The following is a 15,848-nucleotide window of genomic DNA, read 5'->3' as shown; positions in this document are numbered from 1 at the left end:
TGTCCCGAATTAAAGAATTCCTGGTTTGCGTTACTTCTTCTTGCGACGGTTCGCAATATGGATCGCGCCGCCAGCAACAGCCAGAGCCGCCTCGTGCACGGACTCGGACAGAGTCGGGTGCGCGAAACAGGTCAGGGCCAGATCTTCCGCGCTGGAACCAAACTCCATCGCGATCACACCCTGGGCCACGATTTCGGAGGCCTGAGGGCCTACCACGTGGAAGCCGAGGATGCGGTCAGTCTTGGCATCGGCAATGATCTTGACCAGACCACTGGCTGCATTGGCTGCCATGGCGCGGCCGTTGGCAGCGAACGGGAAGGTACCGACGTTGTACTCTTCACCCTCAGCCTTCAGCTGCTCTTCAGTCTTGCCAACCCAGGCCACTTCCGGCGCGGTGTAAATCACGTTCGGAATGCAGTCGTAATTGACCTGCGGCTTGTGTCCGGCAATGCGCTCGGCAACCATCACGCCCTCTTCGGACGCCTTGTGGGCCAGCATCGGACCGCGAACCACGTCACCGATTGCCCATACACCCGGTGCTTCGGTCTTGCAGTTATCATCCACGAAGATGAAACCACGCTCGTCCATCTGGACACCGGCGTCTTCGGCCAGCAGGTTGTCAGTGTATGGACGACGGCCAACCGCAACGATCAGCTTGTCGAATTTGGCTTCCTGCTTGCCCTTGGAGTCTTCATAGGTGACGTTGATCAGCTTGCGCTTGACTTCAGCGCCGGTCATCCGTGCACCCATAACAATGTCCAGGCCCTGCTTCTTGAACTGCTTCAGGGAGTCTTTCGCAACCTGCTGGTCAACCGCCGGCAGGAAGGTATCCTGGGCTTCCAGAACAGTGACTTCGGAACCCAGACGGGCCCATACACTGCCCAACTCGAGGCCGATGACACCGGCACCGATAACGCCCAGGCGCTTGGGCACTTCGCTGAACTCCAGCGCGCCCTCGGAATCGACGATGTACTCACCGTCGAACGGAGCCGGCGGAATCTCGATCGGCTTGGAGCCGGTGGCGAGGATTACGTTGTCGGCTTCGTAAGTCTTGGTCTTGCCGTCCTTGTCGGTCACTTCCACCTTGCGACCTGCCAGCAGCTTGCCGTGGCCGTGGATGGGGGTTACACCGTTGGACTTGAACAGACCGGCAATACCGCCAGTCAGCTGCTGAACGATGCCGGACTTCCGCTCCATCATCTTGGCGATGTCCATAGAGACTTCTTTCGCCATGATGCCCTGCATCTCGTAGCCGTGGCTGGCTTCCTCGTACTTGTGAGAAATCTCCAGCAGGGCCTTGGAGGGAATACAGCCCACGTTCAGGCAGGTACCGCCAAGCACCTGGCTCTTGCCGTCTTTGGACGTCCAGGACTCGACACAAGCGGTTTTCAGGCCGAGCTGAGCGGCTTTGATAGCGGCCACGTAGCCGCCAGGGCCGGCACCGATGACAATGACGTCGTACTTATCAGACATAATTTATCCCGTTCTCTGATTCGTTAAGTGTCAGTTCACACGTCCAGCAGAATACGTGCCGGGTCTTCAAGCATTTCCTTGATGGCTACCAGGAACTGCACTGCTTCCTTACCATCGATCATACGGTGATCGTATGACAGCGCCAGGTACATCATTGGCAGGATTTCAACCTGACCATTGACTGCCATCGGGCGCTCCTGGATCTTATGCATGCCCAGGATTGCGGTCTGCGGCGGATTCAGGATCGGCGTGGAGATCAACGAGCCGAAGATACCGCCGTTGGTGATGGTGAAGGTACCGCCGGTCATCTCGTCGATGCTCAGCTTGCCTTCTTTGGCCTTGGTGCCGTACTCGACGATCTTCTTCTCGATGTCGGCCAGACCCATGGCGTCGGAATCACGCAGAACCGGAACCACCAGGCCACGATCAGTGGAGACTGCGACACCGATATCCTGATAGCCATGATAAACCATATCGTTGCCGTCGATGGACGCGTTAACCGCAGGGAAACGCTTCAGGGCTTCGGTTGCCGCCTTGGTGAAGAAGGACATGAAGCCCAGTTTGATACCGTGGCGCTTCACGAAGCTGTCCTGGTACTGCTTGCGCAGCTCCATGATCGGCTTCATGTTGACTTCGTTGAAGGTGGTCAGCATGGCCGCGGTCTGCTGGGCTTCCACCAGGCGCTTGGCGATACTGGCACGCAGACGGGTCATCGGAACGCGCTTCTCGGGACGCTCGCCGGCGGCAACGTTCACTTCCGGCATGCCTGCCTCAGCGGCCGGCTTCGCGGTACCACCGGAGGCCTTATGGCTGTCGATATGAGCCTGAACGTCTTCCTTGGTGACGCGGCCGTCTTTGCCGGTACCCTTGACGGTATTCGGATCAACATCGTTTTCTTCGGCCAGCTTGCGAGCGGCCGGGCTCAGGATAGCTTCGCCGGAAGCGGCTTCTGATCCGGTCTCTTCCTTCGGTGCTTGCTCTTTGGGTTCCGGCTTGCTTTTGGCAGGCTTGGACTCGCCCGCGGCGCCTTCCTTGAATTTGCCGATCACTTCACCGCTTTCGACGGTATCGCCTTCATTCTTGACAACTTCCTCAATCACACCGTCTGCCGGCGCAACCACTTCGAGGACCACCTTGTCGGTTTCGATATCGACGATCAGCTCGTCGCGGGAACAGGCTTCGCCCGGCTGCTTGTGCCAGGTCGCGACGGTACCCTCTGCGACCGACTCCGGGAAAACGGGGGCTTTAATCTCAGTTGACATTACAAATCCTTAGTTCGGTAGCTCGTCAGATTTCAAACGCGTCGTTGACCAGTTTTTTCTGCTCCTCGATGTGGACAGACATATGTCCACAGGCAGGAGCAGCCGAGGCATCACGACCGGCATACTGAAGGTACAGCTTGGGGTTCAGGCGCTGCAGTGCATTACGCATGTGATGCTGACTGCAGTACCACGCACCCTGGTTCATCGGCTCTTCCTGACACCAGACCACGTTCTTGAGTTTGGTGTACTGGCTGAGCAGCTCATCCAGGTCATCCCCCGGGAATGGGTACAGCTGCTCGATGCGAACAATGGCGACATCGTCACGCTCGTCCGCTTTTTTCTTCTCCAGAAGATCAAAGTACACCTTACCGCTGCACATGATCAGACGGGTGACCTTCTTCGGATCGGAAGGCTCCTTCTCGGGCAGCACGGTCTGGAAGGTACCTGAGGTCAGGTCGTCCAGACCCGAGGTCGCTTCCTTGTGGCGCAACAGACTCTTCGGCGTGATGGCCACCAGCGGCTTGCGCAGCGGGCGCTTCACCTGACGACGCAGCATGTGGAAGACCTGGGACGGCGTGGTCGGCACGCACACCTGAATGTTGTGCTCCGCACACAGCTGAAGGAAACGCTCCAGGCGGGCGGAACTGTGTTCCGGCCCCTGCCCTTCGTAACCGTGCGGCAGCAGCAGCGTCAGGCCACACAGACGGCCCCACTTGTGCTCGCCACTGGTCAGGAACTGGTCGATAACCACCTGGGCACCGTTGGCGAAGTCACCAAACTGGGCTTCCCAGACAATGAGCGCGTCCGGGGTGGTGGTGGAGTAACCATACTCGAAGGCCATGACCGCTTCCTCGGACAGCAGCGAATCATAGATCTCGAACTGCGGCTGGTCGTCGGAAAGCGTCTGCAGGGAGATGTGGGTCGAGCCGTCTTTCTGGTTATGCAGAACCGCATGACGGTGGGAGAAGGTACCCCGGCCCACGTCCTGACCGGTAAGGCGGATCGGATGCCCTTCGTTCAGCAATGTGGCATACGCCATCATCTCGCCGTAGCCCCAGTTCAGGGCCAGAGCGCCCGCGGTCATCTTCTCGCGGTCATTAACGATCTTGGACACCTGGCGCTGGACACTGAAACCCTCCGGCAGGGAGGTCAGTTGCTTGCCCAGCTTCTGGATCGTTTTCAGATTGACGCTGGTCTTGCACTTGGCTGTCCACTCGTGCCCCAGGTACGGCGTCCAGTCAACGTAGAGCTCGGTGTTGGGCTCCTTGACCAGAGACTTCACGACGTGCTCGCCATTATCCAGGGCGTCACGGTATTCGGTCTCCATCTGCTTGGCTTCGTCGTCGGAGATAACACCCGCCTCGACCAACTGATCCGCATACAGGGCGCGGGTGGTCTTCAGCTTGCGGATCTTTTCATACATGAGCGGTTGGGTCGCAGCCGGCTCGTCAGCCTCGTTGTGGCCGCGACGGCGGTAGCAAACCAGATCGATGACCACGTCGCCCTTGAATTCGTTGCGGTAGTCCATGGCCATCTGTGTGGCGAACATGACCGCTTCAGAGTCATCCGCGTTCACGTGCAGAATCGGCGCCTGAACCATCTTGGCAACATCGGTGCAGTACTCGGTGGAACGGGCATCTTCCTGCTTGCTGGTGGTGAAGCCGACCTGGTTGTTGATAACGATATGGATGGTACCGCCCACGCCATAGCCCCGGGTCTGGGACATCTGGAAGGTTTCCATGACCACGCCCTGGCCGGCAAAGGCAGCGTCACCATGCATGACGATGGGCACGACCTGGCTGCCATCGGTATCGCCACGGCGGGTCTGGCGCGCCCGAACCGAACCCTCAACCACCGGAGACACGATTTCCAGGTGAGATGGGTTGAACGCCATCGCCAGGTGCACTTCGCCACCGGGAGTCATGACGTTGGAAGAAAAGCCCTGGTGATACTTGACGTCCCCGGAGCCGGAGTCCGCCAGTTTCTTGCCCTCAAACTCGTCGAAGAGTTCTTTCGGGTTCTTGCCGAGTGTGTTCACCAGAACGTTCAGGCGGCCACGGTGGGCCATACCCAGAACGATTTCTTTTGCACCATAGGAGCCTGCACGCTGGATCAGTTCATCCAGGCAGGGAATCAGACTTTCGCCACCTTCCAGACCGAAACGCTTGACGCCCGGGTAACGGGAACCCAGATACTTCTCGAGTCCTTCAGCGGCGGTCAGGCGCTCAAGGATGTGCTTGCGTGTGGTCGCTTCGTATTCCGGCCGTGAGCGGACCGGTTCCATACGCTGCTGGAACCAACGCTTAACACGGGTATCGACGACATGCATGTACTCCGCGCCGATACTCTGACAGTAGGTCTGACGCAGCCCGTCAACGATGTCCGAGAGCTTCATGGTCTCGGAACCGAAGTTCAGGGAGCCGGTCTGGAATTCGAGATCAAGGTCGGATTCGCCAAGTTCATGGAACCGGGGATCCAGGTCTTCTACCTGGGGACGCTGCCAAACGCCGAGGGGATCGAGCTTCGCTTCCTGGTGACCCCGGAAACGGAAAGCGTTAATCATCTGGAGTACACGGATCTGCTTCTTGTCCGCGTCAGATGTGGCACTGGCGGGAACACCGCTGGCGGCCAGGAAACGCTGGTTTCGGGAAATATGCTCGAACTGTTCGCGGATGGACGAGTGGACGATATCGCGGCCGTGGTAGCCGTCAACGCTGGGAAGCTTGTCAAAGTAGCTTCGCCACTCTTCGGGAACGGCGTTGGGGTCTGTCAGGTAGGTCTCGAAAAGCTGTTCAACGTAGGCAAGATTTCCACCCTGCAGGTGGGAAGTCTGCCACAACTGCTCCATTATGCTTTCGTGCATCTTGAATAGCTCACCTTGGGCTGGTGCGGGGAGCCGGTATGGTCGGCCAGGGGTAAAGCTCAGTCAATACGGGTATCTACGGCATGACTTTGACCACCACACGCGACACGGATGTTTTCCATTCCCCAGTGGTTTTTATACTCGGCAAAGCCGCGAATACCTTTTAAGTTATCGTCACGGCATGCGTAGTCTGCACCCGACTAAGACTTTTGACCATAAGCCTTTGGTTGAAGGCCCCGCGCAGAGCGAGGCCTTCGGGGTGCCAACCTGGTCAGAACAGTATAGCGTCTGTCTCGGAACCTGCTGATCAGGTCGCCCGTTGTAGCAGGAGGTTCCGGATGTGGCCGATAGCCCTTGTGGGGTTCAGGCCTTTCGGGCAGACACTGACACAGTTCATGATGCCCCGGCAGCGGAACACACTGAACGGATCGTCCAGATCCGCCAGCCGCTCCGCCTGGGCGGTATCGCGACTGTCCGCCAGGAACCGATAGGCCTGCAGCAGGCCGGCCGGACCGATGAACTTGTCCGGGTTCCACCAGAAGGATGGGCAGGACGTGGAACAGCAGGCACAGAGAATACACTCGTACAGGCCGTCCAGCTTCTCCCGGTCTTCCGGAGACTGCAGACGCTCGATCGCAGGCGCCGGCTTGTCATTGATGAGGTACGGCATGACCTTTTCGTACTGTTTGTAGAACAGACTCATGTCGACCACCAGGTCACGAATGACCGGCAGACCCGGCAAAGGACGCAGCACCAGCTTGTCATTCTTCACCACCTGGGAAACCGAGGTGATACAGGCCAGGCCGTTCTTGCCGTTCATGTTCATGCCGTCGGAACCGCACACACCCTCACGACAGGAGCGACGGTAGGACATGGTCGGGTCTTTTTCCTTCACCAGATTCAGCACGTCAAGAACCATCAGGTCCTTGCCGGCAGGAATCTCCACCTCAACGTCCTGCATGTAGGGGGCGTTGTCAGTCTCGGGATTGTAACGGTACAGGCTTACCAACATTCTCTACATCCTCCCCTTAGTAAGTCCGGATCTTCGGCTCGAACATCGGCACGGTCTTCGGCGCAAAGTTCACGTCACGCTTGCCAACCCGCTTGTCCAGAGGGAAGTACAGGGAGTGCTTGAGCCAGTTCTCGTCGTCGCGCTCGGTGAAGTCATTCCGGGCGTGAGCACCACGGCTTTCCTTACGCTCGGCGGCCGACTTGGCTGTCGCGTAGGCCACCTCGTACAGGTTATCCAGCTCCAGCGCCTCAATGCGCGCGGTATTGAAGGCATCGCTGGTATCGCCCAGCCTGGTCTTCTTCACCCGCTCACCGATTTCCTCGAGCAGCTTGAGCCCCTTCTCCATGCTCTCGCCATCACGGAATACACCGAAGTACAGCTGCATGCAGTTCTGGAGGTCCTTGCGAACCTGGGCCACATCCTCACCTTCAGAGGCGCTGTTCAGACGATCCAGACGAGCCATCGCACGCTTGATGTCTTCTTCGCTCGCGCCGTCCACTTCGAAGCCGCCGCGCAGCTGCTCCTCGATGTGCAGACCAGCCGCACGACCGAACACAACCAGATCCAGCAGAGAGTTGCCACCCAGACGGTTGGCACCATGTACGGATACACAGGCAGCCTCACCACAGGCAAACAGACCCGGGATCGGCTTGTCGTTGCCGTTTTCGTCCTGGGTCAGAGCCTGGCCACCAACGTTGGTCGGAATACCACCCATCATGTAGTGACAGGTCGGAACAACCGGAATCGGCTCTTTCACCGGGTCCACGTGCGCGAAGGTGCGGGACAGCTCACAGATGCCCGGCAGACGCAGGTTCAGGGTTTCTTCACCCAGGTGATCCAGCTTCAGCAGTACGTGATCCTTGTCGGGACCGCAGCCGCGACCTTCCAGGATTTCCAGAACCATGGAGCGGGCCACAACGTCACGGCCAGCCAGGTCCTTCGCGTTCGGAGCATAGCGCTCCATGAAACGCTCACCTTCGGAGTTGATCAGGTAACCACCCTCACCCCGGCAACCTTCGGTCACCAGCGTACCGGCACCGTGGATACCGGTCGGGTGGAACTGCCACATCTCCATATCCTGCATCGGGAAGCCGGCACGCAGGGCCATGCCGATACCGTCACCGGTGTTGATCATGGCATTGGTGGTGGAAGCGTAGATACGGCCGGCACCACCGGTGGCCAGAACCGTGGCCTTGGATTTGATGTAGCAGACTTCACCCGTCTCGATCTCGATACCGACAACACCAACTACCTCATCTTTGGCGTTCTTGACCAGATCGACGGCGTACCACTCATTAAGGAAGGTAGTGCCGCCCTTCAGATTGGCCTGGTAAAGGGTGTGCAGCAGCGCATGACCGGTACGGTCGGCAGCGGCACAGGTACGGGCAGCCTGCCCACCTTTACCGTAGTCCTTGGACTGGCCACCGAACGGACGCTGGTAGATACGGCCCTGCTCGGTACGGGAAAACGGAAGCCCCATGTGCTCCAACTCGAAAACAGCTTGGGGCCCCACGGAACACATGTACTCGATGGCGTCCTGGTCACCGATGTAGTCGGAGCCCTTGACAGTGTCATACATGTGCCAGCGCCAGTCATCGTTGGGATCGGCACTTGCGATCGCACAGGTGATGCCGCCCTGGGCGGATACGGTGTGAGACCGGGTCGGAAATACTTTCGTGATACACGCGGTATTGATACCGGATTCGGTCAGCTGCAGGGCGGCTCGCATACCGGCACCGCCACCACCGATAACAATCGCGTCAAAAGACATGGTCTTGATGTTAGCCATCGATTAAAGCCCCCAAAGAATCTGAATGCCCCACACCACATACACGAAAATCACGAGTACGCAGGCAGCCTGAAACAGGAAACGCGGCATCGCGGATTTGATGTAGTCGGTGGAAACGGTCCACAAGCCAACCCATGCGTGCCCGGCAATGGACAGCAGAGCGAGCAGTGTAAAGATCTTGAACCATCCCTGACCAAACAGAGCCGACCAGGACTGATAATCAACATCAGTGGTCACAAGGAAGCCAAAGAGGAACAGTGTATAGAGGGCTAATACGTAAGCGGTGACCCGCTGGATGATCCAGTCCTGGACCCCGTTACGACCAATATTCGTTGCGCTGCTCATGCCCATACCCAGACTCCTGCCAGAACGATGAGAATGGCGGAAACCACGATCGTAGCTTTCGCAGCGAGGCGACCGCTCTCAAGATCTTCACCGATGCCCATATCCATGAACAGGTGCTTGATACCTGCAACCAGGTGGTAAAGCAGAGCAGACAAAATGCCCCAGGTAATCAGCTTGGCAAGGAAGCCGTCCAGCAGTTCACTTACCCGACTGAACCCTTCTTCCCCGGACAGGGAAAGCTGAAGCCCATAAAGCAGGAACGCAACACCAACAAAAATGATGATGCCGCTGATACGGTGCAATATGGACGTAATGGCTGGCAGTGGAAAATGAAACTTGCCGAGATCGAGATTTACTGGTCGTTTGCTATTCACAGCGCTCTCACACTCTCTCTTGGTTCCGCGGAGCCGGCGAGCCGACGCGCGGATGGTTGGTATGTAAGGTTCGGCCGATCGATACGCTACCGATAACCGATTGGTTCAGGAGGGCGGATGCCATCCAGATAGCTTGCTATGCTGCAGCTTGCGTGAAAGTGCATCCCCGATTCCGGGCTAGGGATTATAAGGAGTGACCCTTACAATTACAAACGGGATACCCTTCCGGAACCGCCTAATCACGGGGGTTAAGACAGCTATAAGGATTATTGACAAATCCGTTTCTCCATTGCATCAGGCGTTGTTCGGGATTTCCCTGATTTACATCAATGGCGAATTCGACCTTTTTACCGCACCCTCCATTGACAAAAAAAGCTGACGCCCTATATTTTGCCGCCAGTTTTGCGATAATACGCGCCTTCTAGCGCATCGACACATGCAGATAAAGCTTCCAAAGCTGATAAATAGGAGAGCACCATGACCGACAGGAAAGCCACGCTCTCGGTGGGGGACAAGTCCATTGAGCTACCGATTTATTCCGGCACCGTCGGCCCTGACGTTATCGACGTACGAGGCCTGGTCCAGGAAGGCGTTTTCACCTATGACCCGGGATTTGTTTCCACAGCGGCCTGCGAATCAGCCATCACCTACATTGACGGCACCAACGGGGTTCTCCTCCACCGCGGCTACCCTATTGACCAGCTTGCCGAGCACTCGGACTACCTCGAAGTCTGCTATCTACTGCTGAATGGCGAATTGCCCTCTGAGGAAGAGAACAAGCGCTTCCACGACACCATCAAGAACCACACCATGCTGCACGACCAGATGCGCAACTTCTTCCACGGCTTCCGTCGTGACGCGCATCCGATGGCTATCATGTGTGGCGTGGTCGGCGCCCTGTCCGCGTTCTATCACGACCAGATGGACGTGACCGACGAGACCCAGCGCCAGATCACTGCACACCGTCTGGTCGCCAAGATGCCGACCATCGCTGCCTGGTGTTACAAGTACAGCCTCGGCCAGCCGTTCATGTACCCGCGGAACGATCTGTCCTACTCCGAGAACTTCCTGCAGATGATGTTTGGCGTTCCCTGCGAGGAATACAATCCGAACCCGGTTCTGGCCAAGGCCATGGACAAGATCTTCATCCTGCACGCGGACCACGAGCAGAACGCGTCTACTTCTACCGTGCGTCTGGCCGGCTCTACCGGTGCCAACCCGTACGCCTGTATCGCTTCCGGCATTGCCGCCCTGTGGGGCCCGGCTCATGGTGGCGCCAACGAGGCCGTACTGGACATGCTGGCCGAAATCGGCGACGAGGCCAACATCGAGAAGTTCATCGAGAAGGCCAAGGACAAGGACGATCCGTTCCGACTGATGGGCTTCGGTCACCGTGTTTACAAGAACTTCGACCCGCGCGCCAAGGTGATGCGCCAAACTGCACACGAAGTTCTGAAGGAACTGGGCCTGGAAAACGATCCTCTGCTCAGGATTGCCCAGCGCCTGGAAAAGATTGCCCTGGAAGACGAGTACTTCGTGGAGCGCAAGCTCTACCCGAACGTCGACTTCTACTCCGGCATCATCCTGAAGGCGATCGGTATCCCAACCTCCATGTTCACAGTGATCTTCGCGATGGCACGCACCATCGGCTGGTTCTCTCACTGGAACGAAATGGTCAGCGGCGACTATCGCATCGGCCGTCCGCGCCAGCTGTACACCGGCTCCGACAAGCGCGACTATCCGAAGAAGTAGGTCTTTCCAAGACTTGCCAACCGGAACGAGAGAGGCCGCTGATTTCAGCGGCCTCTTTTTGTATTCCCAGTCCTGATAACTACAGCCCGAATGGGTAGGTATCCGGAACTCCCGGCAACGTCCCCGTCGCAAATGGCGTAATCGCCCGGGTCTCATCCAGCCAGATGTATTCATCAAACTGCTCGGGCAGACAGGCCCGGAGATAGTGGCTCTGCCGCTCCGATTCCGGCCGATAAATCACCCCGATGGCGCGCTCCAGAAGCCGCTCCGACAATATCTCAAGCACCCCGCCCTGCGCCTTCTGAAACGGAAGCAGAAAACCTGGGAGCCCGGTCTGATGGCAGAGCCGCTCGAAACTACCCTCCAGCGATGGCCTGACCTGCATGATTTCCATCGGCGCATCCCAGTTTGATGCTGCCGCCACCGTACCGTGATCGGTGCCGAACCCGACTGTATAAAGTTGCTTGCCAAACCGGGCCCGGCAAAGACGGCCGATATTGAACTCGCCCCGCCGGCTCATGTCCGTGGCATCGGAATCGCCCACATGACTGTTATGGGCCCAGACAACAGCCTTGGCGTTATCTCCGTAGTGTTTCAGCAACGACTCCAAAGTCTCGAACATGTGGGTATCCCGCAGATTCCACGCGTTGTGGAATCCGTAATACATGGTGCGGTAATACTCCTCGGCATCCGCCACCAGTCGGGCATTCTGAATGGCATTCAGAAACCGGTCGGAATCATGTTCTGCATAGCGACGATGCCGGCGAAGCAATTCGTTGAGCATGTCGAGGACAGGCTTTTCGCAGGTCTGATAATCCGGATTGAGCGCGGCCTTGGCGTAGGTAGCCGGTTCACCTTCGAACGGCGCCAGGCATTCATAGCGCCGCCGGGCATGGATCGCGAGATCCGGATCCACCTCTTCCAGGTATTCCAGCACCGCACGGATAGAACTATAAAGGCTGTAAAGATCGAGACCATGAAACGCGACCCGCTCATGCGCCGGGCGCGTACTGTTGTATCCATGCAACCAGTCGACAAAGCCCCGCACTTCCTCGTTGCGCCACATCCAGGTGGGGAAACGGGAAAACGCAGTCCATTCCGACGGCGGGTACTCGGCGTGGCGAACATAATGGTCTACCTGCGCTGCATCCGGCCAGTCCCCCTCAATGGCCACGAAGGAAAACCCCTTCCTCTCGATCAGGGCGCGGGTGATACGTTGGCGGGCGAGATAAAATTCTGCTGTACCGTGGGAAGCCTCTCCCAGAAGCACCACGCGCGCATCACCGATGCGAGACAGCAGGTTATCGAGAGGCAGGTTGTTCACGGAACTGAAGGATTCGGCAAGGCCGGCGATTGCCTTTGAGAGATCTGATCCGCCAGTACCCGCGGAACCTCCAAAACCGAATGGATCATAACCAATGGCCATGGCGGGCCCTCCCCTCAGTCGGTGTCCTGATTACAGTCTAGTACACCAGGGGAAGCTCAGGTCAATTCTATGAAGTTCAGCTAATACTCTGAAATAAAAAGAAAGGGACCCGAAAGCCCCTTTTTTGTTACAGCCTGAGCCTACTGACAATCAGCGGGCAAATACTGCTCGTTCACATTCTGGCCATAACAGACCCAGCTGATCTCCCCGCTATCAATGGAGGGCTCAAGCACAATGTATTCCGACTCACCGGAATCATCCACGCCCATCTCAACCCCGATCAGGCCGTCCTCATAGACATCAATAGAGTAGTTCTGCTCCTCATTCCCCAGCGTGAGCTCCGGATAGCCGAGCTCCTGCATCGTCACCGGCCAGGACTGATTATCGTATGCATAGGACGTCACCCTCTCCTGAACACCCTGAGCCTCCGAGTAGGCCGCTGAGTAGCGGGCTTTTTCCATATATTGCTGATAGGCAGGTATGGCCACCGCAGCCAACACACCAATCATCGCGACCGTTACCAGAAGCGACGCCGCACCGCCAGCTCCACCACCGACGCGGGGCACAAACATCGACAGTACCCAGGCCCAGAGGCTACGGCGCGGATGCTTTACTTCCCTGCCCTGCGCAAGTGCAACAGCAGTCGCCATCCGTTTGGTCAGCCATGGATAGTCACCGGTAAGCTCGTTGAACGACATCCAGAAACCATTGGTGGCCTGCACCTGACTGACATAGGCATCCACATTGATCGTCTTCCAGCGGGTATCCCCGGCGGCGATAGCGGCGATGGCAGCCTTGATGTCCTGTTCAGACTGACAACAGGCAACGCCATACCGGTCACAGGTATATTCCTCAGCGCGACGCAGAGCCGGGCCAATTACAGGCAAAAGCGAGCCCGGCATGACAAAGGCGCGCCAGGAAAGATGCTTGCGGTGGATGTGGCCAAGTTCATGACCAATGTAGAAGTCGATCGCACCGGGCTGATCCTCCAGGGCATCAATTACATCCGTAAACAGCACCACGAAGTGACGGCCCAGGAACTTGGTGGCCAGTGCGTTAAAGAAATCGGTACGTAACAGGTAGGCCTCAGGCACTTCCTTGACGCCAACCTTCTGACAACAACGGACCAGCCGCTCATACAAATCCGGATACTGTTCCTGGCTGATCCGCACCCCGGAACCCTTCAGGTGGGAGATAAATGCGGAATGCGCAAAAAGAAAGAACACATATCCCAGAAACAGGTACAACAAGACAATCCCGAAGGTACCGACAAATAACGCCAGCCAGATAATCGCTGAAAACACGACCGCTATTCTGAGCAGCGGCTTCTCGTTCTTATAAACCAATTCCATGCTTTTCCCTCAATTTAATGACTACAGGGTGATGGGCCACATCCCGGCCCGGTTAATACCACCGGACGAAAGCACGGGGCAATGCACGAGATGGTTCAGGCAGGAAGTGTCATTGCGGTGCGGCCACACAGTAGGCAAACGAGTATAGAAAACGCATCAAACCCCTTCTACGGCCACGTGTCGATTTTCTTTACGCAGTCGTCAGAGTGTGACCAAGTTCAAAAATGTTCTTGGTATTTTTTTTCGAATTCGCCGGGAACTGACTGAACAATGACCAATCAAATTATTGCCGGGTAAGCTATGCTTCATAGGGGCGTGCACAAAAAAGGAGGTAATATCATGCGTTACTTAGCAGCACTGTTATTTACGGTGTTTTTCGCCGGTTCCGCACTGGCCAACCAATGCCCTTCTCTGGTGAGCCAGATCAACCAACAGCTTCAGTCAGCTCAACTCGACAGTGAGACCGAAGCCAATATCAAAGCTCTCCGGGATGAGGGAGAGTCACTCCACAACCAGGGCAAGCATTCAGAATCAGTGAAAGTGCTCAGGGAAGCCATGGATAAACTCGACTCAATGTCGTAACAACCAACAGTCAGGTAGTGGTAATGCCGTCCGCTACCTGGCGCCCGCCCCCAGTGTCCCGTCTGGTTAATGAAATAAAAGCGATTTTCATACCTTCGCGTTCGCAATTGACTTCACCTCGACGTCTCAGACATCGGGAGGGTGTGATGCCTTAGAAACACCATATTCGGCTACTGGTCGCCAAAAAGAACGAGAAACAATACCAATCCAAACTAGCCTGGCCCTGATTCTTGCTTCAACCTTCCCGGCCGGAGGCGACCAAGACTACCTGACGATCGTCCACTCCGTTGCCAATCTGACTGCCATTCGTGGTCTGCAGCACTCGTTTGAGGCCCTCGGTGAACAGCACGGTTTCGATCAGATCGTTCGGGTGTTCCAGATCGTAGTGCTGGGTCAGGGCCCGGCTTGCTAAAGACCGACGGGGCAATCGACACTTAAAACGGATAAGCTGATGCACCGTCTTCAAACAATATGTTGAATACAGACGGGCCAGGGCCATGAAGCTCTAAAGACACTCCTTCAACTATTCGCTGGAGATCCTTATCGCCAATCATAAGCAAATTATTTGATTTGCAAAGCCCTATGACAGAAGAGTTAACCCTTTCTCGCCATTCATAATTTTTCTCACCTGACTCCATTACAATGCTATCACCCCTACGCTCGTATCTAACCATTTGATATGCAACATAAGGCGCCAATGCTGAAATCATCACATGAACTCTGTTAAGAGCCCCTTTTTCCATAACATAATCAGTGAAACCATTTTTACCAACAAACAACTCAAGGCCCCCTTCATTGATTGCATAATTGAAGCACCTCGAATAATTAAAATCAGTAAGATTATCTATATTTTCTACACAAAACCAGTTACATAATTCATTGACCCAAAAATTCTTTTCAATATATTTTTCAAGCAAGTAGGAAATACTATGCTCCTTAGTAAACTGGTCGATACTTTTTTTCACCCTATTATAAGGAGCGTACATATCACTATCCGAGGGGATAACCATGAATATTTCCTTTCGTATCCTGATGAACTTTTATATCCCTGCCACTTTCACTTTTTGCCAATTCTGACACTCCCATCTGGTTTTACTGTTGTACCATTAAATGAGGCCTCCTGTGTTTTTCTAACACCATCTTCGCGTCTTTCCATTCTGACTTACCTTCGCTCTCATTATTATGCCCTGGAACAGGTTTACCTTGCTTACCTGTGTCCACGGATGGAGCACCCTCTACGCTACCAGTCACGTTACCCTGATTTGGTAGGTCATCCCCTTCGGTTATAGGAGTAGCATCAGCCTCGCCGCTCTCATTCATCATGCTGTCGGATGAAAGAGAAATAACTCCCAAACCAACCAGAGTGTATTTTCCGAGGGTATGATAGCTGCCCCTATTTCACCGAAAGGCGATGGCTCGGCCAGGGGCGCGCCCCAAAGTAATACAGCTGCGAGGCCTCATCCAGCTCCTTGGCGGTGAACAAATACGGCGTGCGCTGCTTGTTCGAGTGCTCCTCCACCCAGGTTTCCCCGAACGGGAAATACTCCAGGTGCTGGTACACCTGCCCGTTGGTGTGGGTGATGTAGGCGCTGGTGCCCAGGTGGTCCGGGTGGTAGGT

Annotated in this window: 14 protein-coding genes; 2 read left to right on the top strand and 12 right to left on the bottom strand. The window is 56.2% G+C overall.

All coding sequences use genetic code 11. The annotated features are described in order from the left end of the window. Positions 1–30: 30 nt before the first annotated feature. The 7 genes from lpdA to sdhC all read right to left on the bottom strand — a co-directional run bounded on the left by lpdA (position 31) and on the right by sdhC (position 9,118). Complete coding sequence (gene lpdA, locus R6W86_RS12065) at positions 31–1,473, bottom strand: dihydrolipoyl dehydrogenase (RefSeq protein ID WP_410329609.1); 1,443 nt, start codon at positions 1,471–1,473, stop codon at positions 31–33. A 35-nt stretch (positions 1,474–1,508) separates the two neighbouring features. Then, on the bottom strand, positions 1,509–2,735 hold the full coding sequence (odhB, locus tag R6W86_RS12060; protein ID WP_410329608.1) for a 2-oxoglutarate dehydrogenase complex dihydrolipoyllysine-residue succinyltransferase: 1,227 nt from the start codon (positions 2,733–2,735) through the stop codon (positions 1,509–1,511). A gap of 25 nt (positions 2,736–2,760) precedes the next feature. Next, positions 2,761–5,598, bottom strand: coding sequence for a 2-oxoglutarate dehydrogenase E1 component (locus R6W86_RS12055; protein ID WP_410329607.1), 2,838 nt, complete (start codon positions 5,596–5,598; stop codon positions 2,761–2,763). Between the two features lie 307 nt (positions 5,599–5,905). Beyond that, positions 5,906–6,610 (bottom strand): succinate dehydrogenase iron-sulfur subunit, encoded by a 705-nt coding sequence (locus R6W86_RS12050; RefSeq protein WP_410329606.1) that lies wholly within the window; start codon positions 6,608–6,610, stop codon positions 5,906–5,908. Between the two features lie 16 nt (positions 6,611–6,626). Then, entirely contained in the window at positions 6,627–8,399 is a 1,773-nt protein-coding gene (gene sdhA, locus R6W86_RS12045) for a succinate dehydrogenase flavoprotein subunit (protein ID WP_410329605.1), read from the bottom strand. A gap of 3 nt (positions 8,400–8,402) precedes the next feature. Beyond that, on the bottom strand, positions 8,403–8,744 hold the full coding sequence (gene sdhD / locus R6W86_RS12040) for a succinate dehydrogenase, hydrophobic membrane anchor protein (protein WP_410329627.1): 342 nt from the start codon (positions 8,742–8,744) through the stop codon (positions 8,403–8,405). Next, positions 8,741–9,118, bottom strand: coding sequence for a succinate dehydrogenase, cytochrome b556 subunit (sdhC, locus tag R6W86_RS12035; protein WP_410329604.1), 378 nt, complete (start codon positions 9,116–9,118; stop codon positions 8,741–8,743). Before sdhC ends, sdhD begins: the two co-directional genes overlap by 4 nt. A gap of 477 nt (positions 9,119–9,595) precedes the next feature. Here sdhC and gltA point away from each other — a divergent pair, with 477 nt between their 5' ends. Continuing rightward, positions 9,596–10,870: a citrate synthase gene (gene gltA, locus R6W86_RS12030; protein WP_410329603.1), complete on the top strand. Its 1,275-nt coding sequence runs from the start codon at positions 9,596–9,598 to the stop codon at positions 10,868–10,870. Positions 10,871–10,949: 79 nt separating this feature from the next. On the opposite strand, the gene R6W86_RS12025 is transcribed toward gltA, so the two are convergent. Further along, positions 10,950–12,296: an erythromycin esterase family protein gene (locus R6W86_RS12025; protein WP_410329602.1), complete on the bottom strand. Its 1,347-nt coding sequence runs from the start codon at positions 12,294–12,296 to the stop codon at positions 10,950–10,952. A gap of 140 nt (positions 12,297–12,436) precedes the next feature. After that, entirely contained in the window at positions 12,437–13,648 is a 1,212-nt protein-coding gene (locus R6W86_RS12020; RefSeq protein WP_410329601.1) for a pilin, read from the bottom strand. Between the two features lie 339 nt (positions 13,649–13,987). Between R6W86_RS12020 and R6W86_RS12015 the strand changes: the two genes are divergently transcribed. Beyond that, positions 13,988–14,230, top strand: coding sequence for a hypothetical protein (locus tag R6W86_RS12015; protein ID WP_410329600.1), 243 nt, complete (start codon positions 13,988–13,990; stop codon positions 14,228–14,230). A gap of 235 nt (positions 14,231–14,465) precedes the next feature. Here the strand turns inward: R6W86_RS12015 and R6W86_RS12010 are convergent, their stop codons facing one another. From R6W86_RS12010 to R6W86_RS12000, 3 genes are all read right to left on the bottom strand, one after another. Further along, positions 14,466–14,657: a hypothetical protein gene (locus tag R6W86_RS12010; RefSeq protein WP_410329599.1), complete on the bottom strand. Its 192-nt coding sequence runs from the start codon at positions 14,655–14,657 to the stop codon at positions 14,466–14,468. 7 nt (positions 14,658–14,664) lie between these two features. Beyond that, the gene (locus tag R6W86_RS12005) at positions 14,665–15,240 is read right to left on the bottom strand and encodes a hypothetical protein (RefSeq protein WP_410329598.1); all 576 of its coding nucleotides are present in this window, start codon (positions 15,238–15,240) and stop codon (positions 14,665–14,667) included. A 383-nt stretch (positions 15,241–15,623) separates the two neighbouring features. After that, on the bottom strand, positions 15,624–15,848 hold a 225-nt coding region (locus tag R6W86_RS12000), incomplete at its 5' end, for a hypothetical protein (protein ID WP_410329597.1).

It is taken from the genome of Marinobacter sp. (assembly GCF_046484525.1).
Classification (GTDB): domain Bacteria; phylum Pseudomonadota; class Gammaproteobacteria; order Pseudomonadales; family Oleiphilaceae; genus Marinobacter.
This window is presented reverse-complemented; position numbering and strand designations above follow the sequence as displayed.